The sequence below is a fragment of the Streptomyces sp. NPDC004838 genome, from assembly GCF_053600955.1.
The window spans coordinates 95,198-113,002 of the sequence record NZ_JBSGAW010000027.1; the positions used below are offsets into that span (position 1 = coordinate 95,198).

12 protein-coding genes and 3 pseudogenes are annotated in these 17,805 nt (G+C 69.7%); 8 read left to right on the forward strand and 7 right to left on the reverse strand.

Annotated features, from left to right (window positions below):
• Positions 1 to 1,174: 1,174 nt before the first annotated feature.
• The 6 genes and pseudogenes from ACWEFL_RS27345 to ACWEFL_RS27370 form a co-directional block, all read right to left on the reverse strand.
• Positions 1,175 to 2,710 carry an ISL3 family transposase gene (locus ACWEFL_RS27345; RefSeq protein WP_451717295.1) on the reverse strand — a complete coding sequence of 512 codons (1,536 nt, stop codon included), beginning with the start codon at positions 2,708 to 2,710 and terminating at the stop codon, positions 1,175 to 1,177.
• A gap of 151 nt (positions 2,711 to 2,861) precedes the next feature.
• A pseudogene (locus ACWEFL_RS27350) lies at positions 2,862 to 3,278 on the reverse strand (MmyB family transcriptional regulator); the annotation flags it as partial.
• A gap of 82 nt (positions 3,279 to 3,360) precedes the next feature.
• The gene (locus ACWEFL_RS27355; RefSeq protein ID WP_451717297.1) at positions 3,361 to 7,218 is read right to left on the reverse strand and encodes an SAV_2336 N-terminal domain-related protein; all 3,858 of its coding nucleotides are present in this window, start codon (positions 7,216 to 7,218) and stop codon (positions 3,361 to 3,363) included.
• Complete coding sequence (locus ACWEFL_RS27360) at positions 7,215 to 8,252, reverse strand: AAA family ATPase (protein ID WP_451717299.1); 1,038 nt, start codon at positions 8,250 to 8,252, stop codon at positions 7,215 to 7,217. The genes ACWEFL_RS27355 and ACWEFL_RS27360 overlap by 4 nt, the downstream gene beginning before the upstream one ends.
• Positions 8,249 to 10,216 carry a VMAP-C domain-containing protein gene (locus ACWEFL_RS27365; RefSeq protein ID WP_451717301.1) on the reverse strand — a complete coding sequence of 656 codons (1,968 nt, stop codon included), beginning with the start codon at positions 10,214 to 10,216 and terminating at the stop codon, positions 8,249 to 8,251. The genes ACWEFL_RS27360 and ACWEFL_RS27365 overlap by 4 nt, the downstream gene beginning before the upstream one ends.
• A gap of 11 nt (positions 10,217 to 10,227) precedes the next feature.
• Positions 10,228 to 10,620, reverse strand: a complete 393-nt coding sequence (locus ACWEFL_RS27370; protein ID WP_451717303.1) for a CU044_2847 family protein — start codon at positions 10,618 to 10,620, stop codon at positions 10,228 to 10,230.
• A 172-nt stretch (positions 10,621 to 10,792) separates the two neighbouring features.
• Here ACWEFL_RS27370 and ACWEFL_RS27375 point away from each other — a divergent pair, with 172 nt between their 5' ends.
• The 4 genes from ACWEFL_RS27375 (at position 10,793) to ACWEFL_RS27390 (ending at position 13,269) form a co-directional block, all read left to right on the forward strand.
• Positions 10,793 to 11,011 carry an MYXO-CTERM sorting domain-containing protein gene (locus tag ACWEFL_RS27375; protein WP_451717305.1) on the forward strand — a complete coding sequence of 73 codons (219 nt, stop codon included), beginning with the start codon at positions 10,793 to 10,795 and terminating at the stop codon, positions 11,009 to 11,011.
• A 274-nt stretch (positions 11,012 to 11,285) separates the two neighbouring features.
• A complete protein-coding gene (locus tag ACWEFL_RS27380) occupies positions 11,286 to 12,161 on the forward strand; it encodes a GNAT family N-acetyltransferase (protein WP_451717307.1) in 876 nt (291 codons plus the stop codon).
• A gap of 278 nt (positions 12,162 to 12,439) precedes the next feature.
• Complete coding sequence (locus ACWEFL_RS27385; protein ID WP_451717309.1) at positions 12,440 to 12,904, forward strand: transposase; 465 nt, start codon at positions 12,440 to 12,442, stop codon at positions 12,902 to 12,904.
• Positions 12,871 to 13,269, forward strand: a complete 399-nt coding sequence (locus tag ACWEFL_RS27390; RefSeq protein WP_451717311.1) for a transposase — start codon at positions 12,871 to 12,873, stop codon at positions 13,267 to 13,269. The genes ACWEFL_RS27385 and ACWEFL_RS27390 overlap by 34 nt, the downstream gene beginning before the upstream one ends.
• Here ACWEFL_RS27390 and ACWEFL_RS27395 read toward each other — a convergent pair.
• Entirely contained in the window at positions 13,226 to 13,762 is a 537-nt protein-coding gene (locus ACWEFL_RS27395) for a hypothetical protein (RefSeq protein WP_451717313.1), read from the reverse strand. The genes ACWEFL_RS27390 and ACWEFL_RS27395 overlap by 44 nt on opposite strands.
• A 126-nt stretch (positions 13,763 to 13,888) precedes the next feature.
• On the opposite strand from ACWEFL_RS27395, the pseudogene ACWEFL_RS27400 reads away from it, so the two are divergent.
• The 4 genes and pseudogenes from ACWEFL_RS27400 to ACWEFL_RS27415 all read left to right on the forward strand — a co-directional run.
• Positions 13,889 to 14,308, forward strand: a pseudogene (locus tag ACWEFL_RS27400) (2-keto-4-pentenoate hydratase); the annotation flags it as partial.
• A gap of 293 nt (positions 14,309 to 14,601) precedes the next feature.
• Positions 14,602 to 14,973: pseudogene (locus tag ACWEFL_RS27405) on the forward strand (MBL fold metallo-hydrolase); the annotation flags it as partial.
• Positions 14,974 to 15,520: 547 nt separating this feature from the next.
• Entirely contained in the window at positions 15,521 to 17,362 is a 1,842-nt protein-coding gene (locus ACWEFL_RS27410; protein ID WP_451717315.1) for a sensor histidine kinase, read from the forward strand.
• A gap of 7 nt (positions 17,363 to 17,369) precedes the next feature.
• Positions 17,370 to 17,804 (forward strand): roadblock/LC7 domain-containing protein, encoded by a 435-nt coding sequence (locus ACWEFL_RS27415; RefSeq protein WP_451717316.1) that lies wholly within the window; start codon positions 17,370 to 17,372, stop codon positions 17,802 to 17,804.
• Position 17,805 lies beyond the last annotated feature (1 nt).

Genomic DNA, 17,805 nt, shown 5'->3' on the forward strand with positions numbered 1-17,805 from the left:
GGGGCGACACCGGCACGGCGTCGGGCGCCCTGGGCAGAGGGACACCGCCGCGGAGGTTGCACAGGAACTCCGAGCCGGCAGTCATCCGGTCCGGGAACGACCAGGCATTGTCGGCTGTGTCGAGGAAGGTTCAGGACGTGAAGCCGGTCGGCGAAACCGGCACCGGTGCGGAAGCCCGAGGCGGCGTTCCTTATGGCACCCGCGATGGGCGGCCCCTCCGCTCCGGCTGGGGGGACAGGGACGAATGGGTGGCGGGGGGCGCATGAGCAGACGGTGACGCTCTGGGAGCCCAGGGACCAGTTGTCCTTCACCACGCAGACCTGCATGGGGTACCCGGTGCCCTCGGTCAGGTCTCCCGATACGGGGTCGGCGTACGGGAAGTTCTGTCCCCGGGCCGCCGCGATTCGGCCCAGGTTGAAGAACGCCGCGCTGGCGTACCGTCGGCCGGCATGTCCGATACCTCTAGGCCCCCCGGGGGGCCCGGCGCCACAGCCGGGACCGGCCGGGTATCCGCTCCGACTCTCGTTGCAGATGTGGCAACCGGTCGCATTTGCTGAGAAGTAGACGAAACGGAAGCTGTCCTCGGCGGCGGTCTGCCCCGGTCACGATGGCGGTGGCTGCGAGCACCAGGCTCCCGGCGGCCGTCGCGAGGACTGTCCTTAAAGCGGCGACGTCGGCGGATGGCGGGCACAAGGTTGGACATTGCGATGGCTGCGCCGATCACGGTCGTCGGCTTTCCTGAAGCTCTTCACGGACTCTCCGGGTTGTCACGCAGGGGTGGTTTGCACAAGGTCCTACAGGAAGCCCGGGACGTCCAGAGGAGTCTGCTTCTGTGACGCTGGATGAACATCTCTGGTGGCGCTGAGGAGTAACTGCTGGGTCGCCGCCGGCTGCACGAGTGTCACCCGCCTCTACCGCGAGTTCCTTGCCGCGAATGCTCCGGTGACCTATGGCATGGTCCGCGCCTCCATCGCCCCCCTCGCGCCATCCCACCACATGCACCGCCCCCGCCTCCGACAGTGCGGCAGGTGACCGGCTGACTCAGCGCATCGTTGCGTGAGGTTCTCGAGGATCTCGCGCAGCCACGGGCTGCGGACGGCTGGCAGCCGCACCAGGGTGGGGTCTGTCCAATCAACGGGTCTGGCCCGTAGTCGGTGGTGACGGTGGGTAGCCGTCAGTGCAGGAGGATGCGGTGGCGGAGGAGATTGAATCCGGCGCGGCCGTGCATCTGTCTCATGATCTGTTTCGTTCGGGTGTTGACGCCTTCGGTGCGGCCGTTGTGGTAGGGCAGGGTGAGGCCGGTGTCAACGGCTGAGCGGTCGGGTTCGAGGCCGTTGGTGAAACTGTGCAGGTGAGGCAGGGCCGCGGCGCGGGTGGTGGTGATCCACTCGGTGAGCTTCAGATCGTTGCCCTGGGATGGTGTGAGCAGGGCGGCGAAGCCGCGCACGAGGTCGGCGGGTGCGGTCGTCTCCGGGCAGGCCGCGGTGATCTTCTCCAGCAGGGTGGCTTCCTTCGGGCGCAGTTTCTCCGGATCGGTGAGGAGGAGCCGCGCGGTGCGGCGTGGGGTGGTGACGGGCCGGTCGCCGTCGGCGCGGCCCTGGTTGAGGTATTTGTGCAGGCCGTTGAGGCTGCCGGTGTAGCCGAGTTCCTTGATCTCGCGGAAGAGGTGGGGGGCGGGGACACCCGGCTCCTCGGTCCGGCGATGGCGCAGGTGTTGGCGGTAGGGGTCGACGAGGGTGGGCCGGTAGGCCGGCGCGATGCGCAGGCCGGTGGGCTCGGGCATGCGGGCGTAGCGTTTGACCGTGTTCAGCGCGACACCGAGACGGCGGGAGCAGTCGAGCAGGCCGATGCCCTGGCCGAGCAGGGTGTGGACCTTGTTCCAGCGTTCACGGGTGGTCTGTTCGCGTATGCCGCCGGGCAGCGGGGGGTTGAGGACGACGGCCCAGCAGCCGGCGTGGGCGCGGACTTCGGGCTGGACCTTGTCGCACACGTTGCGCCACAGGTGCCAGCGGTCGCTGACCCGCACCGCGTTGGGCAGGGCGCGGCGGACAGCCTCGGCATAAGCAGCCGAGCCGTCCCGGTATACGACCTCGATGCCGGGATGCTGGCGCAGCCAGGCTTCCAGGGGGTCGGCGTCCCGGCCGGGCAGGACCTCGATGCGCTGGCCGGTGACGGCATCGGTAATGATCGTGGCGTAGCGGTGACGGCGCCGCAGCGCGAAATCGTCCACGCCGATCACCCGCGGGACCGGCGCCTCGGGCACTGGCAGACACCACAGCCACCTCAGCACGGTACTGCGGGAGACCGGCATGGCCAGCAGGTTGGCCAGACCGGCGGCCGCCCGTCCGCATAACTCCCGCGCCACCTCGGCTATGTGCCCGGCCAGCCGCACCATCCTGCGCTGATGACGCTCCAGCAGCCCGGCAACCTGCTCACGGAAGGTCTGCCGCGCACAGCCCGGCACCGGACAGACCAGCCGCCGCACCCGCAGCCGGTCGACGACCTGCCGGCCGTCGACCGGCACGTCCGCCACCGTCCGGCCGTGATACCCGTGCACCTTCATCGTCGGCATCCCGCACACCGGACACGGCACCGCGACACCCCGGGTACGGGCCGTGACCACGACCGCGTCCCCGCCGTCCGTCACCCCCTCGACCACCACCCCCGGCAGGCCAGAAAACACCGTCGCGACAAGCGAGTTGACATCCATCACAAGATCATGATCCCCGATGGCTACCCACCGTCACCACCGACTACGGGCCAGAGCCGTTGATTGGACAGACCCCAAGAACGAGGCCAAATCCTCGTAATGATCCAGCGTTACGAACCCGACTGACGCCATGCCCAGAGCAGGGCCTCAGCCGGGGTTTCGCTGAAGCGTTGTTTTCGGCGGCGGCGAGGGAGGCGAGCAGGCGCAGGCCCTCTTCGGAGGGAGAGCCGGGTTCGGCGGTCAGGTCGAGGGATTCGTAGGCAGGGTTGAGTTCGCCGATGTCGGGGTGGTGGAACCGTTTGGTGCCGGTGCCGGTGCCGGTGCCGGTGCCGGTGCCGTGGCGGCGGACGTTGTGCGCGCCCCAGCGGGTGCGGAACTCCTCGGAACGGGTCGACAGCTCTCCGACGAGGTCGTGCAGACCCTTGTCGTACGGGTTGCGGCCTGCCTGCGCGTTCAGGATGGCCACGGCCACGTCGGCGAACAGCTCCCAGTCGGGGCAGAAGCGGCGTGAGGCCGGGGCGAGGTACTGGAACCGCGCCAGGTTGTGCTGGTCGCCCGCCACTACAAAGCCATGGTCACCCTCGCCTGCGGATTCGTCGACGGGAGCCTCTGTGGGAGAAGGCGTCGGACTGTCCGACTGACAGCTGACCTCAGCCGTCCGCCCTCCCCGCCGCGCGCAGCACCCGTTGCTCCGCGACGTCGACGTCGAAGCGTCCCGCCCGGTCACCGTCGCGGTTGCGTACGGCGACACGGACCAAGGCCAGGTAGTACACGGCCGGGGCACACGGCGTCCACGTGTCGACGTGCTTGTTCAGCAGGAACGAAAGTACGGAATCGGGGTCGGCAGGCACGAAGTCGTATTCGTCGTGCACCCACTTGTCTTCGATTCCGCGGGCCCATCGCTGGCGCAGTGCCCGCTCGTCCAGGTCGTGGAGTTCCGCACTGAAGAACGCCGCCCACTGGTTGTTCCGGAGGTCCAGGCCGAAGCCGAGAAGTTCGAGGTCGAGGCTGTCCGCCGCCTGAATCGCCAGTTGCTCGCGCAGGGCGCGCCGGGCCGCGGCGTGCAAGCTGATCCGCCTGTCTGGCCCGAGGTCATCGTTGACCGCCATGCCCACGTTCGCCGAAGAGTTCCAGCGTGAGCGGTTCGGTCCCGCGACCCTGCCGCTGCGGTGCGAGAACAACATCTTGCCGTCCCTGCGGGTCCGCACGGCCACGTGAACCCCGAAGCTGCAGGACATGAACGACGGGGCCTGGACGGGGTCCCGGTTTTCCAGGTACTGCTGGCGCAGAGTCAGCCCGTTCGTCTGTGGGCGGTCGAGGTTGAGGGACGTGGTCAGGAAGTCGAAGTAGTCGGCATCCCGTAGCGAGAGGGTGACGATCGGCGAATCGCCGATGTGCGTGCGGGACACGGTCAGTCCATCGACGGCGAAGCGGCGGGAGTTCCAGCTGTATGGTCGGCCCGCCGCCTCCTTGCGTCGTTCTTCGTCCTCGATCGTCCGCCGCCAGCCTGCGATCTCCTCGGGGAACGTCACGGGCTCCGGGGTGTAGCGGATACGGACGTTCTCCTCCTTGATGGAGCGGGTTCCGTCACCTTCGTAGATGTGGCAGTCGGTCGGATGGCTGAACAGCGTGAAGGAGTCACGCCACCCCGCGCGGGTCCCGCTGTCGTGCACCGGCCGGGTGAGCCAGGACAACGCCGCAGGCGGCGCCGCCGGGCGCGCGGAAGCCGGCAACGCCCGGATCGCGCGTACCAGTTGCCGAAGACTCTCCTCGTACTCATCCGGCGTCATCCCTCTACGGAAGTCGAAGTACCGCCGTTCGGCGATGGAAGAGGGGACTTTCGTCACACCCCCCCAGAGCACCGGGAACACTCGCGTGCGGCCGTCCGCGGTGGCCGCCTCGAACTCCCTGTTGGCCCACTCGGAAGTGAGCCACCCCGGACTCACCACGGCCACCATCGCGTCGGCCTTCGCCAGCCCGTCCCGCAAGCCTGCGGCCACATCCTGTCCAGGGGACAGCTCCCAGCGGTCGAGCCACACCCCAAGCCCTCGCCGCTGAAGATCTTCGGCCAACGTGACCGCCCATTGCCCGTCCTCATGCGCGTACGAGACGAACACGTCGTAGCGCTCCGGGTTCGGGAAGAACGGCTGCTCTGCCGCACCCGATGTGGAGAGAAAAACCTCCCCGCCCGCTCCGCCATACCGTGAGCCGAGGAACTCCGACATTCTTCGCCGCACCTCCCTCAGATCGATGAAGCGACCACTGCCGACGGTCACGGGAACGGACAATGCGTGAGCCAGCGCCTCGATGAACCGGCTTCCCTCCTCCGACTCGTACCTGACGGAAACGCTGAGCACTGACAGCTCGACCCCGGGCCGAGAGGAACGGACGAGCCGCCGAAAGGCGTCGTCTCCGGCGACATCCGGATCGCCGACACACGTGTCCATGAGGAGCAGCAGATGCCCGACTCCGCTGCGGAGCAGGCCCTCGAACGCCGCCTCGGGGATCAAGGTGGTGCGCGCGTCCCGTCGCACGCTGTCGGAGACCAGCAAACGCAGTTGCCCGCCCACACGCTCGGCGATTCCGGCGAAGTACACGACGACCACGTCGGCGGGACCCAGTGAGGCGTCGACAACCCATTCACGCAGGCCCTGCACCAGTTCGGCGCGTTTCGGATCGGCGGCCAGTTCGAGCAGTACGTGCGTGTAGCCAAGCCTCTCGAAGATGTCGTGCACACGCGCGATGCCCGGCCGCACGCCAGGGAGGTCACCCAGCGACGGGTCCCCATGACGCGAGACACCGATGGTGACGAGGAAGCGGCGTCCCTCCGTGTCCGAGCCAGGCGGGACCGAGATCTGCCCTGCGGATTCCGCCGAGGGCTTCGGCACCGGGTCGTCCACCGGCGTCCGTACGCGCGGTGTCGCCGGGGCCATGCGCCTGCCCTGTCGTCGGCGGACGAGGTGGTGCACCTCCGCCCAGTGACGCGCGCCGATCGGCAGGGCGAGCGTTCCGTCGGGGTCCCGCACGGCGGCCGTGAAGCGAGCGCCGCTCGTCGGAGCGTTCCGGTCCACGTACGCCGAAACCGCGGCGATCACTTCGTCGGCCTCGTCCCGCCGGATGGTGCTCAGCAGGCGCTCCCGTACGCCCGGAACGAACTCGTAAGCCTGGTTCAGCGCGTCGTCCGGGCGGCTGCCGCCGTTCACCTTTCGCAGCAGTCCGCTGTAGACGATCTCCGCCAGGTCGGACAGCGGGCTGGCTGGCAGCATCGCGGACTGCACAGTCCGCATCACCCCGAGATTGAGCGGGGCGGCGGCGAGATACGCGGCGAGTCGGAGGACATCCGGCTGCGCCTGGGCCTGGAAGTCCTCGAACGTGATGCTCCGGTCGGGTACGTCGATGTCCCCGGGCACATCTACGCGGTGCTGCGGAGATCCGGGTGACACAGGCAGCAGCATGGCCGCTCCGTCGAACGCGGCCGGTTGCGCGATCGCGTGTGCCCACGGCCCCAGCCATTCCGGAGTGACCCCCAGCACCGGTACCGGGACGCGGTGTCCCACAACGGGTGGCCGCAGCCCGTAACCCGTATACAGCAAACGGGAATTGGGACCGCCCGCCTCTGTGCTGCGAAAGCGCCCTGACTCGGGTGCCAGGGCTGTCCGTGCCCACACGTTCTCGGGGAGGGTCTGGAGAACGGCTGTCGGGCCGTGGTCCGCCCACGTCCGCAGCGCTTCGAGTATGGGGCCGGTGCGCCAGGCCGGTGCCACGCCGTCCGTGAGGACCAGGGTCACCGTGCGGCCGGTCGGATCGACGAGTGACCCCGTCGAGCGAAGCGGCTGCGACGACGTTGACGAACCTGTTCCTGTTCCGATCCCGGGGTCGCCGTCGCCGCGCGGGGCCAGACAGTGCAGCCGGACATCGCGGAACGCGCCGAGCTGGAGCAGCAACGTGCGCAGCTCACGAGCGAGCGGCTCCCAGAAGACGGCGCTCTCACCGTAGGAGTCCAGGACGATTCGAACGTCGAGCCATCGGTCCGCCGCCGGTGCGAGGACCGGGATCCAGTGATCGTGATCGGCGATCCGGCTGACGGTGGCGTCTTCGTCCAGGACGGTCCGGACCCTGGAGGGAACGCGCCGTTTGAGCGGGCGCAGGGCACGCGCCAGCTCGCGGCGGCGCGGCAGCGCCGGCGGTCCCGTGACGCGGACCGGCGCCGCCTGTTCGACCTGTGGCTCCTCCTCTCCGTCCGGGGAGGGGCGCCTGGGCACGTACAACCGCGTGGCCTCGCACTCGGAGCGGTCGTCGTCACCGGCCTCTGGTGGCTCCTGTTCGGCGCCGCCTTCCAGAGTGGGTGGCGTCGAACGTCCCTCGGTCGGCACGGCGGTCGACGAGGTCCGTCCGGTCTCAGCGGGCAAGTGCCGTGCCAGCCAGATGAGTTCGGCGACCTCGCGAGGTGTGGACGGCTGCTCTGCCGGACACAGGTCGGCGAGCAACGCGCCGAGCCGCTCGATCACGGTTTCGCCGGAACCGTCGTATTGAGATGCTGGAAGACCAGTTCGCTGAGCCGATCGAGGCTCGGCGCACCGTCACCTGTCGTACGGCTCACCAGGTAGACGGCGTTGAGAAGCTGGTCGGTGGCCAGCTCGCCTGAAGCAGCGTGGCTGAGGAACCGGTTGATGACTTCGTCGGCGTCCTCGGCCGCGGTGGGGAGATGCGCCTTCACGATCGTCCGCAGCCGTTCGTCGCTGTCGACGGCGGGGAGATTGAGCCTGACACATCGGCGAAGGAATGCGGGTGGGAACTCGCGTTCGCCGTTGCTCGTCAGGATGACGAAAGGGAAGGTGCGGCAGCGTACCTTGCCGCTCACGACCTTGACCGGTTCGCCGTCGTCCGCCGGGCGGACCCGGACTGTGGGATGTCTGTCGGCCACCCGGGAGAGCTCCGGGATCTCGAACATGCCTTCCTCGAAGACATCGAGGAGGTCGTTCGGCAGGTCGATGTCGCTCTTGTCGATCTCGTCGATGAGCAGGACGCGCGGCAGCGCGTACGGCGCCAGGGCCGTCCCGAGCGGCCCGAGCCGCAGATAGCGCCCGATGTCCGTGGCGCGCTCCTCTTCCTCCTCGGAACCCGGTGGGGCGTCCCTGGCCGCGCGGGTGACTCCGGCGTCCTCCAGACGGCCCAGGGAGTCGTACTGATAGAGACCGTCGCGCAGTCCGGCCTTGCTGTTGATCGGCCAGCGCAGCACCGTGCCCAGCTTCAGTTCACGGGCGACCGCGTAGGCCAGTGTGGACTTGCCTACGCCGGGATCGCCCGTCACCAGCAGGGGGCGGCGCAAGTAGAGGGCCGTGTTCACCGCCTCGACCGTGTCCTCCTCGGCCTTGTACGCGTCGGCCTTCGGCAGTCGCCGGTCCCCGTGGGACTCGACGTTTCGGTCGAACGGCGTCACCTCACCGGTGTGTTCGAAGTCCCGCCACGGCGGTGGGGCCGGCAGGCGGTCGATGCCGTCGTGCGGCTCGCGCACACCTTGATAGATCCGCCACTCGCTCATCGGGAGCGTCCTTCCTGGGCCGGGGCCAAAGGCGATCGAGGGATTTGGCGCCGCGGGTCGTCCCACAGCAGAACGATGTCGCCACCGAGGTGCCCCTCCCTCTTCGGGGGCTTCTCCGCATCGACGCGCAACCGGCGGATCCGCTCGGGCAGGTCGTCCCGCCGCGCGTCGTCCAAGGAGGCACACAGCTCGGTGAAGAATCCGTTGCCGGGGCAGGCCCGACGGCCCGGCGCCCCGCACCTGCCGCCGTCGGCACGCTCGCAGGCCGGGCTGCCCCGCCGCCACATCATCATCGGCACTCCGGATGCGACGGCGACCTGGTATGCGTCCGAGACCGGTGGCGACTGCGGCGTACCCGCAAGCGCGAGCGCGCCCAATGCCGGGTCGTTGTCGAACGAGGCGTCCAGCGCGGCCTGATGCTGGTCACCTCGGCCGCACACGCACACCACCATGTCGCCGACCGCCTTGCCGTCCAGTTGCTGCCAGCGCTCAGCCCACGCCGCATGCAACGAGGGCGCCTCGTGTCGCTCCAGCGGCCGGACGACCACCCGTTGCTTGCGGCCCAGCGAGAACCAAGGCAACTGCGGCCAGAGCTCGAGATCCGCGAAGCCTTCGTCGAGTGCCTCCACGGGAAGGATCAACTCGATCAGACCGGGGCTGGTGGCCCCACCCATGATCTCGATCTGCGCGGGCAGCAGCTCCGCCAGATGCTTAACCGCCTGGTCCAGGGGAAGTGCGTCCGACTCCGGGGCGGCCGGACGGATGTCGCTCGCCGAGCGGTATCGCCACACCATGACGTGGTACAGCCGCCGGTCGCGCATGGAGTGTCGAATCCTGCCGATGATCGAGGGCTGGACTTCCGGCCCGGGCCGTTCGGCCAGACGTCGCTGCATCGTGTCACCGAGTCCCAGCCTGCCCGCCGTGATCAGCACTCGGTCGCGCAGTTGCGGGACAGCGCCTTGCCAGGCCGGCCCCGCTGTCGCGCCCCGGCGGGCGAGGTCGGCGGCGAAGGCCAGCTCGTAGGGAAGCCCACCGTCCTCGGGCGGCATCTGGGCGGCCAGCTCAGTGAAGACGTCGCGGTGGTCCAGCAGCGGGTATGGCGCGGGCGGGAGGGCGCCTTCGACGGCCGCGGCGAAGAACGCGGCGAGATGGCTGCTCGTACCGGAGAGGGTCTCGTCCATCGGCTCTTCCGGCAACTGGGAGACGAGCGCCAGCAGTTGCCGCTCCTCGGTGGAGTTGAGCGCCGTGTCGAGGCCCTTGTCGGCCCCGCCCGCGTCAAGCCCGATGACGCGGTCGGACAGCCGAGACCATCGGTCGTCCTGCCCGTGAAAGGCGTCGTGTGCCCGGATGAGGTTGCGGTAGACGTCCGCGTCCAGCAGCCTCAGGGCGCTCACGGGGGTACCCAGACCTCCCATGGACGTGTTTCGCAGTCTGGTCGCCTTGACGATCGCGCAGACACCACCGGACTCGTGGTTCAGCACCGGGCCACCGGACAGCCCTTTGTTGACCTCACCGCCCACTAGCTCCAGCATCGAGCCGCCCTGCAGTTTCGTGGTGCCCCCGCGGACGAGGGCGGCGGAGCGCTCGGACGCGCTGCCGGGCTCGTAGACGTCGGAGAAGCCGATCGCGGTCAGGCCGGCGTCACGCGAAGGAGGCACGGTGTCGAGCCAGACGCACGGGTGACCCGAGGGGGCGTCGAGGAGCCGTACGACAGCCAGATCCGGATACGGCCACAGCTCCCTGCCCTTGGGCGGGGCCGACGCGGTCAGCACGATTCCACCGAACTCCGTGTCCTCCCAGAAGACGGGCAACCGAGTCCCTGGCTGCGCCCCCGCCACATGGGCGCAGGTCACGACGTGGCCCGGGGCGACGAAGAAACCCGTCCCCTGCGTCACCCCCTGCACGCGCACGCGACAGGAGCCCAGGTGTTCCTGGAGAAGGGACAGGGGTGAGGGCCTGCGCACAGCGGACGGCCTCAGTCCTGAACCGGTGGCACCGGGGGTACTGCTGGGGTCTGTGCCGGCTGCGGTAGCACGACCGGTGTCGCCGGTGTGGCGGGCAGTCCCTGGCTGTTCCAGGTCAACGTCACCTTGAACGCCGCCTTGCCGCTGCCGCCGACTACTGCGGCGACAATGCCGCTCTCACCGACGGCCAGTTCCAGACCGAACTCGACACTGGTCTCGTCGGGGCGGGCCGACGCCACCGCATCGCGCACATTGGAGGCGACGGTCTGGAGCGCCTCCTGGAACCCGTCGAGCTTTTCCGTGATCCGCTCGCCGAGACCCGAGTCGCTCGGCCCGTCGCCCTCGTCGACCGTTGCCCAGATGACCTTCTCGTCCGGCATCTGCAAGCGCATGAGCTGCGACATGACTCCCCCTCAACTGCTTCGCGTGGCAAGTCACATCGTACGAGCCGTGCGTCGAATCCGAAGACCGATCACCGAATCACTGCCTCGTGCCGGGCGCGCTCGACCGCACGGCGCCGTCTCCCGAGGGAACTCACCTCCTCGGGCGCCGAAGGCCCTGGGCGGTCTGGCCGCCGTGGCCTGCGTGGTGTGCTGCGCACTGCCCGTGCTGATCACGGCCGGGGGCATCGGCGCGGGCGCCGTCCTGGCCGTGCTCGCCGCCGGGACCTTCCTTCTCGGCCGTCGTCGCCGCTCCGGTTCCTGCTCCTACTCGCCGAAGGCCGCCTGTGGGGGCGGGCGCGGGTGCGCGAGGCCCGGCGAACCGGTGGTCGTCGGCGGCCGGGACGCACGGTAGCGCCCCGGGGCCGGGAGCGGCCCGTTCAGCCGGTTCCCAGGGAGTGAGTGCCCTGGTGTCCGTGTCGGCGTCGTCTGTTCAGATCGGAGATCCCCCATGCCCGGGGAGGTACATGGTGGGGGCGGGTTCCTCGGCCGGGTCGCGGCCCGGCGTCCGGCCGTGATCATCGCATGGGGGAGCGGCGTCGCCCGGCTCCGCCACAGCGACACCAGAAGGGAAAAGGGGTGTTGATACTCCATTGTTTGATCAAAAACCGGTTCGACAGCATGGGGCCATGCGACGACATGAGCACGCCGGACCCGCAACACTGCGCGCCATGCAGAGCCTGGCCACCCGCACATTTCCGGCAACCGGCTACCACCACATCGGCGACCTCACCTGGAACTGGTGTCTGGCCCTCGACCGCGCCGACCAGTACCCGACAGCCGTCTGGACCCAGGACGAACAGACGCTGGCCTGGGGCTGGTTGGAACTGCCCGACACCTTGATGCTCCAAGTCGACCCGGAGCACCCGGAACTGGCTCACGAGGTCCTCGCCTGGGCCGAACACACGGCATCAGGCCCGCTGAGCATCGACGTCACCGAGACCGAAACACACCTGATCAGGGCGCTGGAACAGCACGGATACACCCGGACCGCCGACGGCCCGTTCATGACGTGCCTCGGCCGCCCCCTCACCGGCCTGCCGGACATCCCGCACCTGCCGGACGGCTACGCGATCCACCCCCAGCGCGACCATGCCGACGTGGCAGGCCGGGCAGCAGCACACCGCGCCGCCTTCGGATCGACCCGGATCAACACCGAACGACACGCCCGCATGAGGGGCACCTGGCCCTACCGGCCCGAACACGACCTCATCGTGACCTCGCCCGCCGGGGAAGTCGTCGCCTACTGCCAAGGCTGGTACGACCCGACCAATGGAATCGGCGAGTTCGAACCCGTCGGCACCCACCCCGATCACCGCCGCCTCGGCCTCGCCCGAGCCGCCTGCATCGCGGTGCTGCACGCCTTCGCCGACGCCGGCGGCCACCGTGCCATCGTCTACTCACGCGGCGACGCCGCATACCCCACCCCCAAGCGGCTGTACGATTCCATGGGCTTCACCGCGTACACCCGCACCCACACCTACGTCGGCACCCCGACCGGCTAAGACGCCGACCGGGTCCCGCTGATCAGAACAACCGGGACCCGATCACTTCGCCGATCAGACAGCGCGGGAACCGCTCACTGTCACTGGGAACGGACATCGAGGCAGGCAAAGCCGGGTGGATCACGAGGAAGTGTCTCAGTGGCTGTTGTCGTTCCGATCTTGAGGGGTGCGTGTCGAACGGGAGTCTCGATCGGGTGATTGCCACTGGCCGTGGGCATGAAGGCAGGGCCTCTTGGTAGCTCGGGGTTGCGAAGCCAACCGAGATCCAGGAGACCCTGTTGCCGCAGTTGCACGTGCTCGCGCCGGTGGAGTTCAACTCGGCGTCTCCGTCGTGTGATTGTGTCGCCCACCGGTTCGGAAACGCAGCCGATCACCCGGAACGTGTTCGGCGGTATCCGTCGGACACGACGGACGCGGAGTGGGCGGCGGTCCGGCCGCTGCTGCCGGTGCCGGCCTGGATGCGCGGCCGGGGCGGGCAGCCGGAGGGGTACTGTCACCGCGCGATGTTGGACGCGATCCGCTACCTCGTGGACAACGGCATCAAATGGCGGGGTATGCCGGTCGACTTCCCGCCGTGGGACCGGGTGTATGCGTTCTTCCGCCGCTGGCGCGACAACGGCCTGGTCAAGGAGTTCCACGACCGGCTGCGCGGACAGGTCCGCGAAACGCTGGGCCGCGACGCGGCACCAACGGCCGCAAGCGGCATGTCGTGGTCGACACGCTCGGCCTGCTGCTGGGCGTGATGGTCACCGCCGCGGACACCGGCGACCGCACCGCCGCCCACGTGCTGCTCGGGCAGGTCACCGACGTGCACCACCGGCTGGAACTGGTCTGGGCCGACGGCGGCTACACCGGGGGCGTCGTCGCGTACTGCCTCACCACGCTCGCGCTGGTCCTGGCGATCGTGAAAGGCAGCGACGACATGCGCGGCTTCGTGGTGCTGCCCAAGCGGTGGATCGTCGAGCGCCTCTTCGCCCACCTGATGCGAAGCCGCCGTCTGGTGCGCGACTTCGAACGCCGCACCACCAGCGCCGAGGCGGTGATCTACTGGTCGATGACCCTGCTCATGACGCGCCGCCTGGCCCGGCCGGCCCCGGGGCGAGAGTGAACCGGCCCGGCTGTTGCTCGGCCAGCCAGCCCCGCGCGACCAGGCGCTTCGCCTTCGACCGCAGCGCCTCCACCGTGGCCGGCACCGCGTCCAGGCCGAACATCAGGGCCAACTCCTGACAGGTCAGCGTCCCTTGGTGGAGCCGGTGCCGGTCCGCGAGCACGGTGAGGATGCGCTGGTAGTCCACCGACAGCACCGACCAGGTCAGCCCCTCACGCCACACCGGCACCTGCGACTTCGGCTTCGCCGCCTGCCCGGGAACCGAGCACGCGTCCGCGTCCAGCAGGCCGGGAGCGGCCTCTTCACCAGCGATGTTGCCGCCGCCTGCAGCCAGGACGGTGCCCACTCGCCTGCGGGCGATCACCCACTCCTGCCATTCCTGCTCGGCCGCCGCCAGTTCGGCCTGGATGCGATCGGCTTCCTCGCGCAACCGGTCAACTCGACGGCGAGCGGCAAGCTCGTGCTGTTCCAGCAGTCCGACAACCGACGGCATCCGCAACCTCCTGGGGAGCAACGACACGACACATCACCACTCCCGCAGAATCACCGAACCTATGCCTGACCAGCGAAAACACCGCCCTCAAATTCGGAACGACAACAGCCACTTACGCCCGCGCAGGCCAGGGACGCGATCGGGGATGTGGCACCCGCACTGGAGATCGTCGACAGCCGGGTCGAGGACTGGAACATCTCGATCGCCGACACCATCGCCGACAACGCCTCCAGCGGCCTGTTCGTGCTCGGCGCGCGCTCGCCGCTCGGCAACCTCGATACCGCAGCGGTCAAGTTGACGATGCTCATGAACGAGAATGTCGTCCCCCCAGGCTCCGGCGTGCAGTGCCTCGGCGACCCGATCAACGCCCTCGCCTGGCTCGCCGTTACCTGCGCACAAAACGGCGACCCGCTCCGAGCCGGCGAGATCATTCTGTCCGGCGCGCTCGGACCCATGGCCGCGCCCGCCCCAGGCGCCACGTTCTTTGCCTCGATCACCGACATTGGGGACGTCACCACCATCTTCTCCGGAACGGACGTCGCATGACTCACCCACAGACCGTCAGCACCCGGTCGGACCAGGATCACAAGCCGCGATGGAGAGGAGCGCGCGGAGCATCGGCAGGAAGGAGCGCTTCCCGCGGCCGCAGCTCTTCCAGTTCCCGCAGCTCAGCAGCGGACCACTCAACATCGTGCACTGGCCAATCCTATCAATCGAGGTGGTAAGGGCGGCCTTGGACAAGATCGGCTGGTAGCGCTGCGTAATCAGTGCAATATGCATGGATATAGAGCCACATCCACACGCACGACAGCCCGACCGGGCGTCTACAGTCCGAGTGTTTCTGGCCGGACGTTCATATGACGCCGGCCGAGGGTGTACGGGCCCATATCGACCTTCAGTGCGCACAGCCGGGCGGTGTGATGCTGCCGATCCACTGGGGGACTTTCAACCTCGCGCCCCACCCGTGGGCCGAGCCGGGCGAGGGCACGGTCGCGGCGGCCGCGGAGGCGGGCGCACGGCTCGCCCTGCCGAAGCCGGGCGAGCCGTGCGAGCCGACCGCGGAGTCCGTGCCCGGACAGCCGTGGTGGCGTTCCGTGGCGACCGCGCCCACGGGAGGCTGGGCCACCGCCCCCGGCGGCAGCACCGCGGCGGGCACGGACCGGGACGAGAGCGCGGGCACGGGCAGCCCGGAGGTCGCCCCGACCGGCTGACCCGCTGCCGCCGGTACGCCGGAGCCCGCCCTCCGGCGGCCCGGCGTCGACCGCCTGTCTCCAACGGCCTGCCTCCAACGGTCGGGCCGCCCGACCCTCGGCCGCCCAACCCCCAGCTGCTCGGCCCCGGACCTTGTCGCCCCGCCCTCCGGGCCCCGACCGCCCTCCCGCCCGGACCGACCCGCGTCCGGTCGTCGGCTCCGGAAGCCGACGACCGACTCGGGTGACCCCGGACTGCCCCCGCTGTCCGGGTCGGCTGCCCGGCCCCCGGCTCACGGCGGCACGGTTCGAGCTGCCGTGCGATCCCTCATACCAGAGCGGGACGAATGACGGGCAACTTTGGCAACTGCCCGTCGCACGTGCCCGTACGGCGACTACCGTGTGTGGCCAGTGATCAACGGCGGGCTCATCTCTCCCGTGCTGAACCGCCGTTGAGGCGAGGAGCCGGGCCCGCGTTCACTGGGCAGCACGCAGCAGTCCGCACGCAGCGCGCAGCAGTCAGCACGCTGTACGCCGAACCCTGGGACCCCACGTACCGAGGACGCCGATGTCTCAATTACGCGCACCCGCCTTACGACCGGACCGTCGTGAGGGCGGGCGGCACGGCCGGTCGGGCGCTCGCCCCGCCCCACCCTGGGGCAGACAGCGCCTCGCTCCGTCGCCCCCGGACACCCGATTACGTCCGCAACTGCTGCGCACGGCGGTTCTGCCGGCCCTCGTCGTGTCACTGAGCGGTGCGGCGGCCGTGGTCTTCACCGCGAGGACCGCCGCGCCCCGGCCGTCCGCCACCCTGTGGGCCGTACTGACCGGCTCGGCCGCACTGGCCCTCGCGGCCGTGGCGGTGGCCGCGCTCGGCGCCGATCGGCTGGCGGCCTCCGTGCTCAACCGGTGCGCCGAGCTGCGCCGCTCCAGCGAGCGTGACCATGCCGAACTCCTCTCGGCGGTGGAACGACTCCGACGCGGCGAGGGGCCGCCCACCCCCCGTACCCCCTGCGCGGCGGCGGAGCGGGCGGACGAGTTCGATCTGCTCGACCGGCAACTGGGACGCGCGCACGCGGCGGCCCTCACGGCCGTGACGCAGGCGTCCCGGCTCTTCAGCGCCGCCGGCAACGACCAGAAGGTCGAGGTCTTCGTCAATCTGGCCCGACGCCTCCAGTCGCTGGTCCACCGGGAGATCCAAGTGCTCGACGAGCTGGAGAACCGGGTGGAGGACCCCGATCTGCTCAAGGGCCTCTTCCACGTCGACCACCTCGCCACCCGGATCCGCCGCCACGCCGAGAACCTCGCCGTGCTCGGCGGCGCGGTCTCCCGACGTCAGTGGTCCCGCCCGGTCGGCGTGACCGAGGTGCTGCGCTCGGCGATCGCCGAGGTCGAGCACTACCCGAGGGTCGTACTGGTGCCGCCGATCGACGGCACCCTGCGCGGCCACTCCGTCGCCGATGTGATCCATCTGCTGGCCGAACTCATCGAGAACGCCACGCTGTTCTCCGCTCCGCACACCCAAGTCCTGCTGCGCGCCCAGCAGGTGACCGCCGGACTGGCCGTCGAGGTCGAGGACCGGGGACTCGGCATGCCGGCAGGCGAACAGGCCAGAATGAACGCGCTGCTCACCGACCCCGACCAGGTGAACGTCGCCCATCTGCTCCAGGACGGGCGCATCGGGCTCTTCGTCGTCTCGGCGCTCGCCCGCAGGCACGGCATTACGGTCCGGCTCCAGCCGAACATCTACGGAGGCGTCCAGGCCGTCCTCGTACTGCCGCGACGGCTGCTCGGCACCCAGCCCGACGGTCCCCCGCCCGAGGGCATCCGGCACGAGGGCACCAGGCACGAGGCAGGCCCGACGCCGGACCACGGCCACGGAATGCCGGCACCGCGCATCGGCATGGCCTCGCCGCCGTCGGTGCCCCGCCAGTACCAGCCCCCACGCCGGCCCACCGGGCAGCACACCACGCACGCCCCCCACACCACCCACACCACCCCGACCGTGCCCGGCCCGCTTCCCGTACGCGCGGAACACACCGACCGTCCCGCCGCGCTCCCCGGCAACCGGACCACGTCGGACGCCGGGGATCCGCTCAGGCCCCCTCGGGCTCCGGCCTCGGCCACCGGCGTCGTCCGAGGCACGATGGGCCGCCCCAAACTCCCCACACGCCGTAGCCAGGAGCACATCGCTCCGCAGCTCAGAAGCGCTCCGCGGCCGCGCGCGACCGACGAGTACGCGGCTCACGACCCCGGACTCATGGCCGCGTTCCAGCGTGGCATCGGGCTGGCCGAGACGCATGCGCAGGCGCGATCGCAGGAACAGCCATCGGCGCGGGCAGACCTGAACACCGCACCACCGTCATCCGAATCCGAACCCCGCAGTCACGACAACCCCACCAAGGAGTAGGTACCCCATGGCGAGCGATGCGCCGAACGGTCAAGTCCCGGATCTCGACTGGCTGCTGGGCGGCCTGGTCCAGCGCGTGCCGCACACCCGTAACGCGGTGCTTCTCTCCTCCGACGGCCTGGTGAAGTCCGTTCACGGCTTAGATCCCGACAGCGCCGACCATATGGCGGCCCTGGCGTCCGGCCTCTACTCCCTGGGCCGGAGCGCCGGAGCGCGCTTCGGCGACGGCGGAGAGGTACGCCAGGTGGTGGTGGAACTCGACTCCACCCTGCTGTTCGTCTCCACGGCGGGCTCCGGCACCTGTCTCGCCGTACTCGCGGGCCGGGAGGCCGACGCAGGCGTCCTCGGCTACGAGATGACGATGCTGGTGAAGAGCGTACGCCCATACCTCGCCACCCCGGCGAGGCAACAGAGCGGGGCGTCGAGCACCGTGGGGTACTGAT